Annotated in this window: 16 protein-coding genes; 9 read left to right on the forward strand and 7 right to left on the reverse strand. The window is 66.5% G+C overall.

Annotated elements, in window-relative coordinates; all coding sequences use genetic code 11:
• Window positions 1-260 precede the first annotated feature (260 nt).
• From KBY77_RS09300 to KBY77_RS09310, 3 genes are read left to right on the forward strand one after another with little or no spacing between them, the layout of a single operon-like run.
• Window positions 261-398, forward strand: a complete 138-nt coding sequence (locus KBY77_RS09300; protein ID WP_255094163.1) for a hypothetical protein — start codon at window positions 261-263, stop codon at window positions 396-398.
• Window positions 399-445: 47 nt separating this feature from the next.
• Window positions 446-775 carry a carbohydrate porin gene (locus KBY77_RS09305; protein WP_255103547.1) on the forward strand — a complete coding sequence of 110 codons (330 nt, stop codon included), beginning with the start codon at window positions 446-448 and terminating at the stop codon, window positions 773-775.
• Between the two features lie 52 nt (window positions 776-827).
• Entirely contained in the window at window positions 828-1,250 is a 423-nt protein-coding gene (locus tag KBY77_RS09310; RefSeq protein ID WP_255103550.1) for a hypothetical protein, read from the forward strand.
• An 11-nt stretch (window positions 1,251-1,261) separates the two neighbouring features.
• Here KBY77_RS09310 and KBY77_RS09315 read toward each other — a convergent pair whose 3' ends face one another.
• Window positions 1,262-2,200: an aspartoacylase gene (locus tag KBY77_RS09315; RefSeq protein WP_255103552.1), complete on the reverse strand. Its 939-nt coding sequence runs from the start codon at window positions 2,198-2,200 to the stop codon at window positions 1,262-1,264.
• Between the two features lie 90 nt (window positions 2,201-2,290).
• Here KBY77_RS09315 and KBY77_RS09320 point away from each other — a divergent pair, with 90 nt between their 5' ends.
• The 4 genes from KBY77_RS09320 (at window position 2,291) to KBY77_RS09335 (ending at window position 6,166) form a co-directional block, all read left to right on the forward strand.
• Window positions 2,291-3,262 (forward strand): glutathione S-transferase C-terminal domain-containing protein, encoded by a 972-nt coding sequence (locus tag KBY77_RS09320; RefSeq protein WP_255103555.1) that lies wholly within the window; start codon window positions 2,291-2,293, stop codon window positions 3,260-3,262.
• On the forward strand, window positions 3,259-3,921 hold the full coding sequence (locus tag KBY77_RS09325; protein WP_255103557.1) for a DUF2301 domain-containing membrane protein: 663 nt from the start codon (window positions 3,259-3,261) through the stop codon (window positions 3,919-3,921). Before KBY77_RS09320 ends, KBY77_RS09325 begins: the two co-directional genes overlap by 4 nt.
• Window positions 3,918-5,858: an ABC-F family ATP-binding cassette domain-containing protein gene (locus KBY77_RS09330; RefSeq protein ID WP_255103567.1), complete on the forward strand. Its 1,941-nt coding sequence runs from the start codon at window positions 3,918-3,920 to the stop codon at window positions 5,856-5,858. The genes KBY77_RS09325 and KBY77_RS09330 overlap by 4 nt, the downstream gene beginning before the upstream one ends.
• Before the next feature lie 89 nt (window positions 5,859-5,947).
• Entirely contained in the window at window positions 5,948-6,166 is a 219-nt protein-coding gene (locus KBY77_RS09335) for a Calvin cycle protein CP12 (protein ID WP_255094172.1), read from the forward strand.
• Window positions 6,167-6,264: 98 nt separating this feature from the next.
• Here KBY77_RS09335 and cgtA read toward each other — a convergent pair whose 3' ends face one another.
• Entirely contained in the window at window positions 6,265-7,257 is a 993-nt protein-coding gene (cgtA, locus tag KBY77_RS09340) for an Obg family GTPase CgtA (protein ID WP_255103569.1), read from the reverse strand.
• Window positions 7,258-7,324: 67 nt separating this feature from the next.
• Here cgtA and KBY77_RS09345 point away from each other — a divergent pair, with 67 nt between their 5' ends.
• The gene (locus KBY77_RS09345) at window positions 7,325-8,593 is read left to right on the forward strand and encodes an ABC transporter ATP-binding protein (RefSeq protein WP_255103572.1); all 1,269 of its coding nucleotides are present in this window, start codon (window positions 7,325-7,327) and stop codon (window positions 8,591-8,593) included.
• A 9-nt stretch (window positions 8,594-8,602) separates the two neighbouring features.
• On the opposite strand, the gene KBY77_RS09350 is transcribed toward KBY77_RS09345, so the two are convergent.
• The 4 genes from KBY77_RS09350 to KBY77_RS09365 form a co-directional block, all read right to left on the reverse strand.
• Window positions 8,603-11,023: an endonuclease MutS2 gene (locus KBY77_RS09350; RefSeq protein WP_255103574.1), complete on the reverse strand. Its 2,421-nt coding sequence runs from the start codon at window positions 11,021-11,023 to the stop codon at window positions 8,603-8,605.
• Complete coding sequence (locus tag KBY77_RS09355) at window positions 11,020-11,454, reverse strand: VOC family protein (RefSeq protein WP_255103576.1); 435 nt, start codon at window positions 11,452-11,454, stop codon at window positions 11,020-11,022. Before KBY77_RS09355 ends, KBY77_RS09350 begins: the two co-directional genes overlap by 4 nt.
• Window positions 11,455-11,536: 82 nt before the next feature.
• Complete coding sequence (hemB, locus tag KBY77_RS09360) at window positions 11,537-12,538, reverse strand: porphobilinogen synthase (RefSeq protein WP_255103579.1); 1,002 nt, start codon at window positions 12,536-12,538, stop codon at window positions 11,537-11,539.
• Window positions 12,539-12,713: 175 nt separating this feature from the next.
• The gene (locus KBY77_RS09365; RefSeq protein WP_255103581.1) at window positions 12,714-13,703 is read right to left on the reverse strand and encodes a DnaJ C-terminal domain-containing protein; all 990 of its coding nucleotides are present in this window, start codon (window positions 13,701-13,703) and stop codon (window positions 12,714-12,716) included.
• Window positions 13,704-13,839: 136 nt separating this feature from the next.
• On the opposite strand from KBY77_RS09365, the gene KBY77_RS09370 reads away from it, so the two are divergent.
• Window positions 13,840-14,322 (forward strand): hypothetical protein, encoded by a 483-nt coding sequence (locus KBY77_RS09370; protein ID WP_255103583.1) that lies wholly within the window; start codon window positions 13,840-13,842, stop codon window positions 14,320-14,322.
• 5 nt (window positions 14,323-14,327) lie between these two features.
• Here the strand turns inward: KBY77_RS09370 and KBY77_RS09375 are convergent, their stop codons facing one another.
• Window positions 14,328-14,762 carry a cyclic nucleotide-binding domain-containing protein gene (locus KBY77_RS09375; RefSeq protein WP_255103584.1) on the reverse strand — a complete coding sequence of 145 codons (435 nt, stop codon included), beginning with the start codon at window positions 14,760-14,762 and terminating at the stop codon, window positions 14,328-14,330.
• Between the last annotated feature and the right edge of the window lie 118 nt (window positions 14,763-14,880).

Genomic DNA, 14,880 nt, shown 5'->3' on the forward strand with positions numbered 1-14,880 from the left:
AGAACGACAAAACGGATCAGGAATTCCTGTCCGGTGGGCCCGAAAGCCTGTCGCCTGCTGCAATGTAACAGACCATTGCGGGATGTGTGAAGCGCTTAAGGTTTGCTTCCGGCTTCGGTGGGCTGGCGGCTCGCGGTTTTGAGTGGCACCCGGACTGACCAGGCAATGTGTCGCCCTCACGACATTCCTCGAGAAATCCGTACCGACGCACACCAAACAGGCTTAAGGTTTTCTTCAGCACTTTTCATCGAGGTGATCCCATGGTCCTGATCTGCTGGGATCTGGGCGGTAACCGCTCCACCGAAACCCTGCCCGTGAACCAGGTGCGCCGGCGCCGCCTTCATCTGGAAAGCCTCGGAGCCGTCATCTACTGGAGCGAGCGTCTGGTCAACGCCTGACGGTCTTGCTAGGAGGTTCAGAAACCTCCTCTTGAACCCCTGCGGAGATGCCCTTGCGTTCACGTGCCTCGAGGCCCCTCTTCGCCGCAGGCCTGGCTCTGCTGGCTCTGGGCCTGGCCGGCTGTCCCGGGACTCCCTCCAAGGAGAGTCAACGCCTGGAGCAACTGGAGCAACGGCTCCAGCAGATCGAACAGCGACTGGCGAGTCCGGCGCGCCCCGATCCCGCTGACCCCTCCGGCAAGCCCCCTGCAGGTGTGGTCAAGTCGCTGACCTTCCGGATGGACAGCCAGGACGACCGCCTGCGGATCTACTGGGCCGATGGCAGCTCGACCGATCTTCCCTGCACCAAGGAGCAGGGGACCTGGGCCTGTGGCTGATCTGAACACGGCCCGCCCCTGAGCCGAGCACACCTGATCCATCGTGGATGGCATGCGCCCATTTCTTGCTCTTACGGCCTGCCTCGCACTCCTGGCGGCCAGACCATCCGTGGCCCAGGACAGCTACGAGCTCTTCCCCTTCACCCGCCAGCGGGCCACCAATGTGGCCCGCATGTACGCCGAGCGACTCAATGGTGGCCTTACCGTCTACAGGCCGGACGCCTGCATGTACAACCGTGGTGGTGGCGCCTGCCTGGTCAGGGGCGACACCAATGGCTACATCTTCCGCTTCCTGGGGGGGCCTCCGGGCTGGCAGATTCTCGGGCTGGCTCCAACGGCCGAAAGCGAAATCGAAGTCTCAGCCGATGGACGCTCCGTTGTGAAGCTGATCTACAACGGTGCCCCCCGGCCTGGGGGGCAGAGCCCCCAGCAGACACCAACGGCTGAGCCTGACCCAGGCAGGCCTCCCATCTGAGCGCTGGCCGCTCAACCAGGTGCTGCGATCAGCTGTTTAGCTAGCTGCTGCAGCCCATCTGCCCAGGCTGACTCGCATGGCCAGCGTTCTCGTCTGGTGAGGCTGAGGGCAATACCCTTTTCGCCGTAGGCCGCTTCGTTGATGAATACCGGCCAGAGCGGGCCGGGATCGGTGGACTCATAACCAATGGTTTCACCGCCTGCTGTGACGAAGAGGGGATCGCCGGGGCGGATCGCTTGCCAGTCGCGGTGCTGTCGCAGCGGATGCAGGCAAGCGGCCGGGCGGCCATCGGGGTGTCGCGGCAGATCAAGGCTGCCCAGGTGGAGGTGCACCGTGAGGCCCCGGGGCAGGACCAGATCACCCCGCCTGGCTGAGGCCAGGACCATCAGGGCCGCCTCCAGGGCCAGCTGGGTCTGGTGGCAGATAGCGGAGTTGACAACCCCCTGCGGTACCGGACCCACCTCGATCACCAGGCCACAGGGCCAGCGTTCCAGCAGAAACCCCTGCTGGTTGGCATCGTCCTCATGCAGATAGATCGGCAGGCCAAGCAGCGCCTGGATGCCCGCCGCCAGAGCCAGATCCGCTGGTCGCCGCCCATACAAGACAAGGGAATTGCCCATGGCGGCTGTGGTGCTGTGCAGATCAAGCACAAGGGCACAGGGCTGGGTTCCGGCCGGCCCGTGCAGGGCCAGCAGCTCACGGGCCCGCCGCACTTCCCGGTCAGCTGGGCCAGGGGCCTCGAGCAGGGCGCTGGTGAATGAGCGGTTCAGGTCGCGATCGAGGTAGCGACGTCCTGCCGCGAAAGCTGCTGGATTGCCGATCACCAGCTGCAGCCCTAGGCCAGAGCTATCGAGAGCGCCGGGGTGAGCCAGCCAGTGCTCCAGCAGCCAGGGGGCGTTGCGCTCATTGCCATGGGTGCCGGCCACCACCAGAACCTGTGCCGCGCCCATTGCAACGCCTCCTGCGGAACATAGTTTCCCCAGCCTGGCGCAGCTTGAGGCCGCTGCGGGTCAGAGTCGGAGGCAGCGCTGAACACTGCCATGGCCGTCCCCCCCCTTCTGGTCGCCAGCGTGCGTTCAGCCTGGCGCTGCCAGTGGCGCCAGCTGATGAAGGGCCTGGGCCCAGCCGACGCCGCCGGGAACTACCGGCGCCCTGAGAGCGCCTTCGCCGCAACCCCGGAACTGCCGGCCACAGCCGCCACAGCTGGCGTCCATGGGCTGATCGTGGGGCGCAGCTGCCCCTGGGCCCACCGGGCCTGGCTGGTGTGGAGCCTGCGCCAGCTCGCCGACAGCCTGGAGCTGGTGGTGGTGGAACCCGATCCCAAGGCAGGCCGCTGGCGCTTCGACACCCCCTACGAGGGGGCCGACGCCCTGGTGGAGCTCTACAGACGCAGTGGCGGTGACCCGAAAGCCCGTGCCACGGTGCCCGCCCTCTACGACCGCCCCGGCCGCCGGATCCTTGTGAACGAAAGCGCCCGGCTGATCGAACTGCTCAACCGCTGGCCCGCCCCAGAGGGGGCTCCGGATCTGCTGCCAGAGGAGCAGGCAGAGGCGATCAGCCACTGGCGGCAGCGGCTGCAGGGGACGGTGAACGATGGGGTCTACCGCTGCGGTTTCGCACGCACCCAGGCCGCCTACGACCGGGCCGAAGCTGAACTGTTCGCCAGCCTGGAGGCGGCGGAGACAGCCCTGGAGCATGGAGGTCCCTGGCTGTGCGGTGAGCGGCTCACCCTGGCGGATGTGGTGCTCTTTCCCACCCTGATCCGCCTGGAGCTGGTCTATGCCCCCCTGTTCGGCTGCAGCCGTCGCCCCCTCTGGAGCTTCCCTGCCCTGATGAGCTGGCGCGCCCGACTCCACGCCCTCCCCGGGGTGGCGGCCACCTGCTTTGACAAGTCATGGCGCCGCGACTACTTCGGGGCCCTCTTTCCCCTACACCCATCAGGGATCGTTCCGGCAGGGGCGGATCTGGCCACACTGGTGGCAGGCCCAGCTCCCTCGCGACCCCAGCCATGACCGATCAATCCCAGAACGAGGGCAGCCCAGACGATCCAGTGTTCGAGGGCGTCTATGGACCGTTCACGATCACGTCCCTCGACCGGCGCGAGGTGCTTGGCTACCGCCTGGCCCTGCTGGGGTTGGCACTGGCCCAGGCGGGGCTGCTGCTGCAGTGGGCGCTCTGGGGCAGCCAGGGGCTCTGGCCGTGGCTGGTGCTGATGGCCGTTGGGCTGGGGCTGGCCCTGCGCTGGATTCACATCTACCTGCGGCCGCTGCACCGCGCCCTGCAGCTGTTCTGGTTGCTGGGCTGTGCCGGCGGGGTGGCCCTGGCCCTGCTCTCGGGACAGGACGCCATGCTCGAAACCCTGGCGGCAGACTCCCGCTGGATCTGGGCTGTGGGGCCGTTCTTCGCGGCCCTGGCGGGGGTGGGCTTCAAGGAATTCTTCTGCTTCCAGCGGCCCGAAGCGATCGGGGTGACCCTGTTGCTGCCGGTGGCGCTGCTGGGCCGCCTGGTGGGCCTGCTCGATGACCGCTCCACCTTCACCCTGTTGTCCATCGAAGCGGCGCTGCTGCTGATCCTGACCCTGCGCAAATTCCCGATGCAGGCCGCCGCGGATGTGGGTGATAAGAGCGTCTTTGCTTATCTGGAGAGCCAGAGGCCTCCCTCGCGAGCGTGACCCTGATCAGCCTGGTGGGGGTCAGCAAGGACTTCGGCCTTCGCACCCTCTTTGAAAACCTCAACCTGCATCTGCAGGAGGGCGACCGTCTGGGGCTGATCGGCCCCAATGGCGCCGGCAAATCGACCCTGCTTAGGTTGCTGGCAGGCCTGGAGCCGCCGGGGGAAGGGGAGCGGCGCTGCTCCGGACGGCTGAAGGTGGTGATGGTGGCCCAGGAGCCGGATCTTGATCCCGAGCGCACCGTGCTGGAACAGGTGTTCGAGGACAGCGGCGAGAAAATGGCGCTGCTGCGCCGCTTCACCGAAGTGAGCCAGGACCTGGCGAAGGACCCCGGCAATCAGGCCCTGCTTGGGGAGCTCAGCGATCTGCAGGCACGCATGGACCAGGCCAACGCCTGGAGCCTGGAGCAGCAGTGCAGGGAGGTGCTCGAGCGCCTGGGCATCAGCGACGTGCAGCGGCGGGTGGGGGAGCTCTCCGGCGGATTCCGCAAGCGGCTGGCCCTGGCGGCGGCCCTGGTGGCTGAGCCCGATGTGCTTCTGCTCGATGAACCCACCAACCACCTCGACGCCCTGTGCATCGAATGGCTGCAGGGGCAGCTGGAGCGCTTCCCCGGTGCCCTGGTGCTGATCACCCACGACCGCTACGTGCTCGACCGGGTTGCCCGCCGCATCGTCGAGGTGGACCGGGGCGTGGCCCGAAGCTATCCCGGTAACTACGCCACCTACCTGCAGACCAAGTCCGAAGAAGAGGTCATCGAAGCCGCCAGCGCCACGAAGTTCAAGGGCGCCCTGCGGCGGGAGCTTGAGTGGCTGCGCCGCGGTCCCCAGGCCCGCAGCACCAAGCAGAAGGCCCGGATCCAGCGGATCGAGGCGATGCAGGAGGCCCCGAAGCGCCAGAGCAAGGGGCAGCTCAGCCTGGTCAGCGCCCATCGCCGTCTCGGCAAGAAGGCGATCACGGCTGAGCATCTCAGCGTGTGGGCCGAACCGGGCCCCGTCCCTACCGACGGGGCGCCAGACACTGGCCGCCCCCTGCTGCGCGATTTCAGCTACGACTTCAGTCCCGAAGACCGGGTGGGAATCATCGGGGCCAACGGTTCGGGGAAATCCACCCTGCTCGATCTGATCGCCGGCCGCCGCCAACCCCAGCAGGGACGTCTGGAGCTGGGCAGCACGGTGCGGCTGGCCTACTTCGATCAGCAGGCCGAGGGACTTTCCAGCGGCCGGGGGCTGGAGCGCAAACTGATCGACTACGTGCAGGAGGAGGCCAGCCGCATCGAGGTGGGCGGGGTGGCCGTCAGCGCCTCCCAGCTACTGGAGCGGTTCCTGTTCCCTCCCGCACAGCAGCACAGCCCGATCGGGCGCCTCTCCGGCGGCGAACGGCGGCGGCTATACCTCTGCCGGCTGCTGATCAGCGCCCCCAATGTGTTGCTGCTCGATGAGCCCACCAACGACCTCGACGTGCACACCCTCACGGTGCTCGAAGACTTCCTGGAGGATTTCCGCGGCTGTGTGGTGGTGGTCTCCCACGACCGCTACTTCCTCGATCGCACCGTGGACCGGTTGTTCTGCTTCGAAGCCGGTGAGCTCAGGCGTCATGAGGGCAACTACAGCGCCTACCTGGAGCGGACGGCAGCAGGGGCCGGAGCGGGCAAGCCGATGGCGGCTGCTCCATCAAGATCCTCGGCAGTGGCGCTCAAAGGGTCGGTGACCCCAGCGCCCAGGCGGCGCAGCTTCAAGCAAAGCCGGGAACTGGAAGAGCTGGAACGGTCGCTGCCGGAGTGGGAAGAGCAGCGGACGCAGCTGGAGCAGGAGCTGTCAGGCGGAGCAGGCGGCGACTACTCCCGTCTCGAGAGCCTCACCCACGACCTGGCCGCGTTGCTGGAGCGCATCGAGCGCGGTGAGGAGCGCTGGCTGGAGCTCAGTGAGCTGGGCGCTTGATCAGCTCTGGATCACATTGCCCCCAGAGCCCGGGAGGCGCCCCGTATGGTGGACTCGATAAGCCCCGGTAGCCGAAGGCCGGCCTTCCTATGACTTCCATCGACGAGCACATCCGCAAGGATCAGATCGAAATCGAAACGGCGAAGGCCGTCGGCAACGTGGCGAAAGTTCGCCACCTTGAAGACGAGCTCAAGTCGCTCGAGGAATACAAATCGCATCACCCCGAAGACGATCACGATCCCAATTCCCTTGAGGTCTATTGCGACCTCAACCCCGAAGCTCCCGAATGCCGGGTCTACGACGACTGATCAGACTTCTTTTCCACCAGGTCGCCAGACCTGTCGCCATGCGGCCATCAACCCCCTGAACGGGGGTTTTTTGATGGAACCCCGTGCTCTTCTGGCGTTCACTGGATACCCAGCTCTTTCCAGACCTCAGCAAGCAGTCCATCAAGGCCCCAGTTGGTGGCTGCCGAGATCAGCAGCACCTCGCCTCCCCAGAGAGCAGCCAGGGCGGCGCGGGCTGCCTCAAGCTGATCGGGCAGCAGCAGCTCACATTTGTTGAGGGCCAGGATCCTGGGGCGCTGATCGAGGCCATGGCCGTAAGCCACCAGTTCCTGCTCCACCACCGCCAGGTCGCTGGTGACATCGGTGCTGGAGGCATCCACCAGATGCACCAGCAGGCGGGTGCGCTCGATGTGGCGCAGGAAGTCGTGGCCCAGACCGGCTCCCTGGGCAGCGCCGGCGATCAGGCCGGGGATGTCGGCGAAGACGGTGCCATCGCCACTCGGGCGGCGCACAACCCCCAGGTTGGGCACCAGGGTGGTGAAGGGGTAGTCAGCGATCTTGGGCTTGGCGGCTGAGAGCACACTGATCAAGGTGCTCTTACCGGCATTGGGCAGGCCGATGATGCCCACTTCCGCCAGCAGCTTGAGCTCCAGTTGGAGCTGGCGCTCCTCTCCGTCCTTGCCTTCGGTGCATTTCTCCGGCGCCCGGTTGCGGTTGCTGAGGTAGTGGGCATTGCCCAGGCCGCCGCGGCCCCCGGCCGCCACCCGCAGCCGGTCGCCGGGTTCGGTGAGGTCACCGAGCAACTGCTCGCTCTCCTGCAGACGCACCTCGGTGCCGCAGGGAACCCGGATCACCAGGTCGTCGCCGCTGGCACCACTTCGTCTGTTTGGTCCTCCGCGGCGACCTTCCGGGGCTTCGAACAACCGTTTGTATTTGAAGTCCAGCAGGGTCTGCAGGTTCGGATCGGCCTCGAGCCACACGGTGCCGCCATTGCCCCCGTCACCGCCGGATGGGCCACCGGCGGGCACATACTTTTCACGTCGGAAGGCGACGATGCCATCTCCGCCACGGCCGCCCTGGACCGCGATGCGGGCTTGATCAATGAACTGCAAGGGAAGACCGCAGGAACTGGGCCAGATGGATCACCAACCCTAGGATCGGCCGGTCGGAGGGCTGATCTTGGCTGAGGTGCGCTTCCAGAAGGTCAGCAAGACCTTCCCTCCCCGCCGGGGGAGTGCGCCGGTGGAGGTGCTGCGGCAGCTGGATCTGACCGTGAACGACGGCGAATTCCTGGTGCTGGTGGGTCCCTCGGGCTGTGGCAAGAGCACCCTGCTGCGCATCCTGGCGGGCCTGGAAACTCCCAGCAGCGGTGAGATCCGGGTGGGAGAGCGCGCCGTGAGCGGCTTACGGCCGGCCCAGCGCGATGTGGCGATGGTGTTTCAGAGCTACGCCCTCTACCCCCACCTGAGCGTGGCCGACAACATCGGCTTCGGGCTGCGGCGCAGCCGACCCAGAAACACCGTCCAGCAGCTGCAGGACGGACTTCACAAGTTCACGCGGCGCCTGCCCGCCGGGCTTCGGGTCCCTTCCGAGCGGGAGCGGCGGATTGAGGAGCGGATCAAGGCCGTGGCCGAACAACTGGAGCTCACCCCGCTGCTTGAGCGTCTGCCCAAGGAGCTCTCCGGCGGCCAGAAGCAGCGGGTGGCCCTGGGCCGGGCCATCGCCCGCCAGCCGAAGGTGTTCCTGATGGATGAACCGCTCAGCAACCTCGACGCCAAGCTGCGCACCGGAACCAGGGCCCAGATCGTGGCGCTGCAGCGTGAACTGGGCATCACCACCCTCTACGTCACCCATGACCAGGTGGAGGCGATGACCATGGGCCACCGCATCGCCGTACTGAACCAGGGACGGCTCCAGCAACTGGGAACGCCGATGGAGCTCTACCAGCATCCCGCCAACCTGTTCGTGGCCCAGTTCATCGGCAGCCCGCCCATGAACCTGCTGCCTGTGGAGCAGGTCGGAGCCGATCAGGTACAGCTCGCCGGTCGTCGGTTTCTGGTGGAAGGGGAGATGGCCCTGGCCCTTGAAGCCCGTGCCGCTAGCGGAGGGGGCGGCAGTCTCACGGCCGGGCTGCGGGCGGAGCACTTCAAGCTGGCGCCCGCCACCAACCGCAACCTGGCGGCGGAAGTCACCCATCTCGAGGCCCTTGGTAACGAACTGCTGATCAGCTGCCGCCTGATCGATGGCAGCCATCTGATTCAGGTGCGCACGGACCCGGACCAGCGCCTGAAGGCAGGTCAGAGGATCCACCTGGAGATCGATCCGCAGGGATGGCGCTTCTTTGAGGCCAACGGCGAGGCCCTGCCCAGGCCCGAGCCCACACTTGTAAAGGGCGGCGCTAAGGGACACCAGGACGAGATGGAGGTGGTGTTGCCGGAATTGGGTTGAGGCGACGCCTCATTTCGGCCAGATCACGCTGCAGCCCTGGCCGCCATCGCCACGCTCGGCATCACTGACCCGCTCCACCCAGGGCACGGTGGCCAGCCACTGGCGCAGTCCGCGTTTGAGCTTGCCTGTACCGATGCCATGGATCACCCAGAGCGGGCCATTGGCGTTGCGCAGTTGCTCCTCCACAGCGGCTTCCGCCTCATGCACCCGCATCCCGCGCACATCGACGGTGTTGCGTTCGCCGCGCACCTGGGGGCCTGAGCCGCCCAGGTGGCGCCCGCTGGCGCGCACCTCGATCACAGGCTGAGCCGGCTCTGGCGGTGCGGGCTTCTCCCCCTGCAGGCTCTCGATGCCGGAGAGATCCACCTGCAGCCGCAGCACGCCGCAGCGCACGCTCAGTTCGCGGCCATCGGCGCTGATCGCCAGCACCTGGGCCGCCTTGCCCAGGGAAAGCAGGCGAATGCGCTCCCCCACCACCGGCCGCCAGCCGCTGGTGGCCCGGCGCTGGGGCTGGGGGGTGTGCTCCAGCTGGAGCTGCTTGAGCCGCATGCCCGCCTGGCGTGCTCGCTCGCCATCGCCACCGCCCTGGCGCAGGCGCCGGATGATCCGGCGTACCTCCTGCTGCCCGTCGCGGATCGAGTGCTCCAGTGCCTGACGCCGCTGCTCCTGCAGTTCCACAGACTGCTCCTGCTGCTGCTGCCAGCGCTGCAGCAACTCCTCATGCAGCAGTTCGGTGCGCGCCAGCAGGGCCGCAGCCTCCTCTGCCGCCTCCTGCTGGCGGCGGCGCTGATCTTCGAGGCCACGGATCACCTGGTTCAACTCCCCCTCGCCCCTGGGTGCGAGCAGGCTGTTGGCCTCGGCGATCACCTCCGAATCCAGCCCCAGCCGCTTGGCAATCGCCAGGGCGTTGCTACGGCCGGGGATGCCCCATTGCAGGTGATACGTGGGGGAGAGGGTGTCGCTGTCAAAGGCCACTGAGGCGTTCTCGAAGCGACTGTCGGCGTACTTGAGCGCCTTGAGTTCACCGAAGTGGGTGGTGGCGATGGTGAGTCGGGCCCGCTCCGCCAGGTGGCGCAGCAGGGCGATAGCCAGGGCTGTGCCTTCGGTGGGATCGGTGCCGGCCCCCACCTCATCCAGAAGCACCAGAGTGGCTCCAGGCGACGACGGGGGGGCATCCAGAGCTTCGAGGATGCGGGCGATGCGACGGACGTGGCCGCTGAAGGTGGAGAGGTTCTGCTGCAACGACTGCTCGTCACCGATGTCGGCCAGCACCAGGGAGCACCAGGGCAGTTGAGGAGTGCCGGAGCAGGGCAGGAACAGCCCGGCCCGCGCCATCAGGGCAGCAAGGCCCACACTCTTGAGGGTCACGGTCTTGCCGCCGGTGTTGGGGCCGGTGATCGCCACCACCCGCAACTCCGCGCTCACGGACACCGTGACGGGCACCACCCTGGCCTCCCCGCCGCGGTGCTCCTGCCAGAGCAGCAGCGGGTGGCGCAGATCACGCAGCAGAACCGGCGCCTGAGGGTCGGCGGAGAGTTCCGGGCGCACGGCACCCAGCCATCGGCCGTAGCGGGCTCTGGCAAGGGCGACGTCGAGGGCCACCAGCACCCGGTGCAGCTCCTCAAGGGCTGGCACCTCTTCGGCCACCAGGGCACTGAGGCTGGAGAGCACCCGCCATTCCTCCTGGCGCTCCCGTCCTTCCAGCTCCCGGATCTGGTTGCCGAGAGTGATCACAGCCTTCGGCTCGATGAACACCGTGCTGCCCGAGGCGGAACTGTCATGCACCAGCCCCGGCAACTGGGAGGCGGCTGTCACCTTCACTGCCAGTACCGGGCGGCCATTGCGCTCGGAGATAACGCTGTCCTGCAGCAGCCCCCCCTGGCGGCGCATCAACTCCTGGAGGCGATCCCGACGCTGCTGACGCAGGCCAGCCAGCTGCTGGCGCACGCCGGCCAGCTCGGGGCTGGCGCGGTCCGCCACCCGGCCGCCCTCCTCCAGGCAGAAGCGCAGGCGCTGCTCCAACTCCGGCAGTGTGCGCAGATCGCGCATCAGCCGGCCGCAGACGGGGCGAAGCTCGGGAGCCTCGATCTGTCGGCGCAGGCGTCGGGCCACCGCTTGGGTGGAGGCCACCGCCAGCAGGTCTTCGCCTCCGGCCGTGCCTCCCTTGGCGCAGTGGCGCAGGGTGCCGCTGAGATCGGCGGCACCCTGGAAGCTGAGCCCGCCCTCGATCAGGCCATCGAGTTCCAGCAGCTCGCTGGTTTCCTTGAGCAGGCGCAGACTCTCGGCGCGATCATCAGCGAGGAGCAGAGCCCGGCAGTGGGCAGCGCCGGCGCTGGTGCTCGCGAAGCTGGCCAGGTGCTGCCCCAGACGCTCCCACTCGAGCAGCTCCAGGGTTTCGGCGGCAATCGCCGCCGTGGCGGAGGGGCTCAAACCGGCTCCTGCCCTGGCGCGGCCTGCCTTCGCGCCTGGAGTGGCATCACCGGTTGGCCGGTGTTGGAGGCGATACCGGCGGGTGGCTCGTAAAGCATCTCCAGCCAGTTGCCCTCGGAATCCTGCAGATAAAAGGAGGCGGTGCCGTCGCGATGGTCATGAATGGGCCCGACCCGGTGCCCTGAGGCCTCCAGCTGGGCATGGACCTGATCCACCCCGGCGCGGTCCTCGAAGTGGAACGCGAAGTGTGGTCCAGCCTGGCGGTAGCTGGGGGCGAGCAGGGCGATGCCATCGCCGGATTCGGGCGACTGGAGATAGGCCCAGTCGTCGGCATCCCAGGTGACACGCAGACCGAGCGCCTCGTAAAAGGCCTTGGCCCGGGCCATGTCCTGCACCTGCACGGCCACATGGCCCAGTCGCTGTACAGCCATGGCCCATCCCTGTCGCTGGCGCCATTCTGATCGGCCGGTGGGCCCGACGGGGCTGGTCCGTCGTCTCTGCCCGCTGCCGTGCTCAGCCTTCCCGCAACCAGCGGGCTGCCTCGCAGGCGTGATACGTGAGGATCAGATCTGCCCCAGCCCGTTTGAAGCAGAGGAGGGTTTCCAGCACCACAGCCCGCTCGTCGATCCAGCCCCGCTCGGCGGCCGCCTTGACCATGGAATATTCACCACTGACGTTGTAGGCGGCGATCGGCAGTTCGGTTTCACCGCGCAGGCGGTGGATGATGTCGAGGTAGGCCAGGCCGGGCTTCACCATCAGAATGTCGGCCCCCTCCTGTTCGTCAAGCAGGGCTTCGGTAAGCGACTCCCGACCATTGGCCGGATCCATCTGGTAAGTGCTCTTGTCCTTTGGAATGGGCTTGCTGGAGTCGGTGCGCGGGGCGGAATCCAGGGCCTCACGGAAGGGGCCGTAATACGCGGAGGCGTACTTGGCGGTGTAACTGATGATCCCCACGTGCTCGAAACCCTCCTCATCAAGGGCTTCGCGGATGGCGCCGACACGGCCATCCATCATGTCGCTGGGGCCGATCAGATCAGCTCCTGCCCTGGCCTGTGCAACCGCCTGACGGCAGAGGATCGCGACGGTGTCGTCGTTGAGCACCACGCCTTCAGAGCTGACGATGCCGTCATGGCCGTCGCAGGAGTAAGGGTCAAGGGCAACGTCGGTCATGATCGCCATGCCGGGTTGGTCCTGCTTGAGCCGCCGGATCGCCCGGGGGATCAGACCACCCTCGTTGAAGCATTCAGCGCCGTCCTCGGTCTTCAGGCCGTCGGCGACCTTGGGAAAGAGCACCACGCAGCGGATGCCTAGATCCCAGGCACGGCCCACCTCCTCCACCAGCCCGTCCAGGCTCCAACGCTGGGCACCGGGCATGGCCGCGATCGGCTCGTTGCTGGCCCCCTCATGCACGAACAGGGGGTAGATGAAATCGGCGGGGCTGAGCTGGAACTCGCGCACCATGGCCCGCAAAGCGGGTGTGCGGCGGAGGCGCCGTGGACGGTAGGTCAGCTCCATGCAGTCGAATCACCTGAAAACATCGTAAAGCCCAGGCTTCCGCGCCATTTCGGACATCAAATTCGACAACAATTCTGCTGCCGAAAGCCATTTGCAGCGGCAACCAATAGGGCGCAGGTAATCACCACAGTCAGATGATTCCTTTCTATTCAATCCTGTGATTCATGGATAGCGATCAAAGCTGAGCCGCCCGCATCCACTCACGGCGAGGATCAAGGCTGCGGGCCTCACGCAGCTTCTCCAGCAGCTGCAGCTCTGTGTCGCTGAAGCGCTCCGGCAGCTTGAGGGTGAGGCTGAGCAGGAGATCACCCCGCCCATCCTTGATTGGCCAGCCCTTGCCTTTGAGGCGCAGGCTGCGGCCCAGGGCCACACCGGGGGGTACCTGCACGGTGGCTTCCCCATCGGGGGTGGCCACCCTCACCTCACCACCAAGAGCCAGCTCATCGAGGCTGAGAGGCAGATCGGCGCGCAGCTGATCGCCATCCAGGCGCCAGATCGGGTGGTCCTGGAGCTGAAGATTGAGGTAGAGATCGCCGCGGCGGCCGGTGCCGGGCTGCAGGTTGCCCTTGCCCTTGAGCCGCAGGCGGCTGCCGCTCCGCACCCCGGCCGGAACACGTACCTGCACCCGCTCTTCGTTGACGGCCAAGGTGCGCTCGCAGCCACGGAAGGCTTCAGCGAAGCTGAGGCTGATGGTGGCTTCCGCATCCAGATTGAGGACGCCGCTTCTACCTGTCGCTGGCCCGCCGAAACCGCTGGCGAAGCCTCCGGGGAAACCGCCCGAGAACCCGAAACCACCGGGGCCTGCCCCGAAACCGGTATTTCCCTGGGCCCCGCCGAAGCGGCCGAGCAGGTCGTTTATGAATTCGTCGAAGTTGCCGTAGCGGCCGAAATCCACATCGAAGCCCGGGGCGGCGCCGGCAGCTGCACCGGCCTGGCTCCAGTACTGGCCGAACTGCTCGTAACGCCGACGCTTGTCAGGGTCGGAGAGCACCTCATAGGCCTCACTGATCTCCTTGAACTTGGCCTCGGCCGTGGCATCACCGGGGTTCACATCCGGGTGGTACTGGCGGGCCAGCTTGCGAAACGAGCGCTTGACGGCATCGGCATCAGCACTGCGCTCGACGCCCAGCACCTTGAAGTAGTCGCGGTAGCCGTTGGCATTCATCGAGGCAAGCCCATCGGTGCGCGCGTCGTCGCATGAGTTCCAGTGTCCCAGCCAAAGGCTCGAACAGGTGTCCCCTGAAAGGGCGGAAGCCCGAACGCAGCCCTAATCTCGGGGCACCTGAGACTGGTATTTCTCCATGCCTGATGCCACCCCGGGATCCCGCCAGCCCATTCGGCTGCTCCCCTTGGTGCTGATAAGCCTGAGTCTGGCGTTGGTGGGCGCAGTCGGCAGCAGCCGCAACCTGGCCCTCGCCCGTGGTGGCAGTCCATCGGGCAGCAGCAGCGGCAGCCTGGGAGAAGCCGTGAGCCCCTCCACGACTGAGCAGAACGCGCTGGTGGAGCACCTGCGCACCCGAGGAGCGATCTTCTATGGCGCCTGGTGGTGTCCCGCCTGCTTTAACCAAAAGAATAAGTTCGGCACTGAAGCGGGTCGGCGCTTGCCCTACGTGGAGTGCGACAAGGATCAGGCTGGGCGTGAACGCTGCCAGGCGGCAAAGATCCGCGCTTTTCCCACCTGGGATCTTGGTGGCGAGCGCCGTGAAGGCACGTTGACCATCGAGGAACTGGCTATCTGGAGTGGCTTCAAGACCAAGGCCGGGGGCAGCTCCAGCAGCCGCTGAAACGATCAGCTGTAGCCGTAAGGAGCGGTGGTGTCGCGCAGCCGCTGGGCCAGCTCCTTGATCACGGCCTGAACAATCTCGGGGTGATCGGCCATCAGGGCCTGCAAGGTGGTCTGCTCGATGCGATAGAGCGTGGTGGGATCGATCGCGCTCACGGAAGCCGAACGAGGTTCCGGATCGAGGGCAGCCAGCTCTCCCACGATTTCACCATCGTCGAGTTCCACCACGGTCTGGTCACCGATGTGGATGCGAACTTTGCCGGCCACAATCACATACATGGAGGTGCCGAGATCCCCCTTGGCAAAAAGCTGCTCACCGGCTGCGAGATGCACTTCCTCCAGCGCTTCAGCCAGCTGGAGCAAAACCTCAGCCGGTGTGGCCGAGAAAATACCGACGGATTGAAGCCTCTGCAGCTTTTCTTGCGTGGCCGCGCTGGTCATGGGGTTGGGGGGATGGCGGCCTGAAGCCTGATCAGACCGTTGTGTGCGGAAGCGATGTCGCTGCCCTGCCGCCAAGTATGTCGTCAAAGTGGAGGCTCTTCCAGCTGGTGAGCGGCTG

The sequence above is a fragment of the Synechococcus sp. Cruz-7E5 genome (assembly GCF_024345995.1).
Lineage (GTDB): Bacteria > Cyanobacteriota > Cyanobacteriia > PCC-6307 > Cyanobiaceae > Regnicoccus_A.

Coding starts and splice junctions, on each gene's coding strand:
- KBY77_RS09310 (WP_255103550.1), top strand. CDS start 828: ATGCGCCCATTTCTTGCTCTTACGGCCTGCCTCGCACTCCTGGCGGCC.
- hemB (WP_255103579.1), bottom strand. CDS start 12,538: ATGGAGCTGACCTACCGTCCACGGCGCCTCCGCCGCACACCCGCTTTG.
- KBY77_RS09300 (WP_255094163.1), top strand. CDS start 261: ATGGTCCTGATCTGCTGGGATCTGGGCGGTAACCGCTCCACCGAAACC.
- KBY77_RS09355 (WP_255103576.1), bottom strand. CDS start 11,454: ATGGCTGTACAGCGACTGGGCCATGTGGCCGTGCAGGTGCAGGACATG.
- KBY77_RS09305 (WP_255103547.1), top strand. CDS start 446: ATGCCCTTGCGTTCACGTGCCTCGAGGCCCCTCTTCGCCGCAGGCCTG.
- KBY77_RS09365 (WP_255103581.1), bottom strand. CDS start 13,703: ATGAATGCCAACGGCTACCGCGACTACTTCAAGGTGCTGGGCGTCGAG.
- KBY77_RS09375 (WP_255103584.1), bottom strand. CDS start 14,762: ATGACCAGCGCGGCCACGCAAGAAAAGCTGCAGAGGCTTCAATCCGTC.
- KBY77_RS09325 (WP_255103557.1), top strand. CDS start 3,259: ATGACCGATCAATCCCAGAACGAGGGCAGCCCAGACGATCCAGTGTTC.
- KBY77_RS09315 (WP_255103552.1), bottom strand. CDS start 2,200: ATGGGCGCGGCACAGGTTCTGGTGGTGGCCGGCACCCATGGCAATGAG.
- KBY77_RS09370 (WP_255103583.1), top strand. CDS start 13,840: ATGCCTGATGCCACCCCGGGATCCCGCCAGCCCATTCGGCTGCTCCCC.
- KBY77_RS09320 (WP_255103555.1), top strand. CDS start 2,291: ATGGCCGTCCCCCCCCTTCTGGTCGCCAGCGTGCGTTCAGCCTGGCGC.
- KBY77_RS09335 (WP_255094172.1), top strand. CDS start 5,948: ATGACTTCCATCGACGAGCACATCCGCAAGGATCAGATCGAAATCGAA.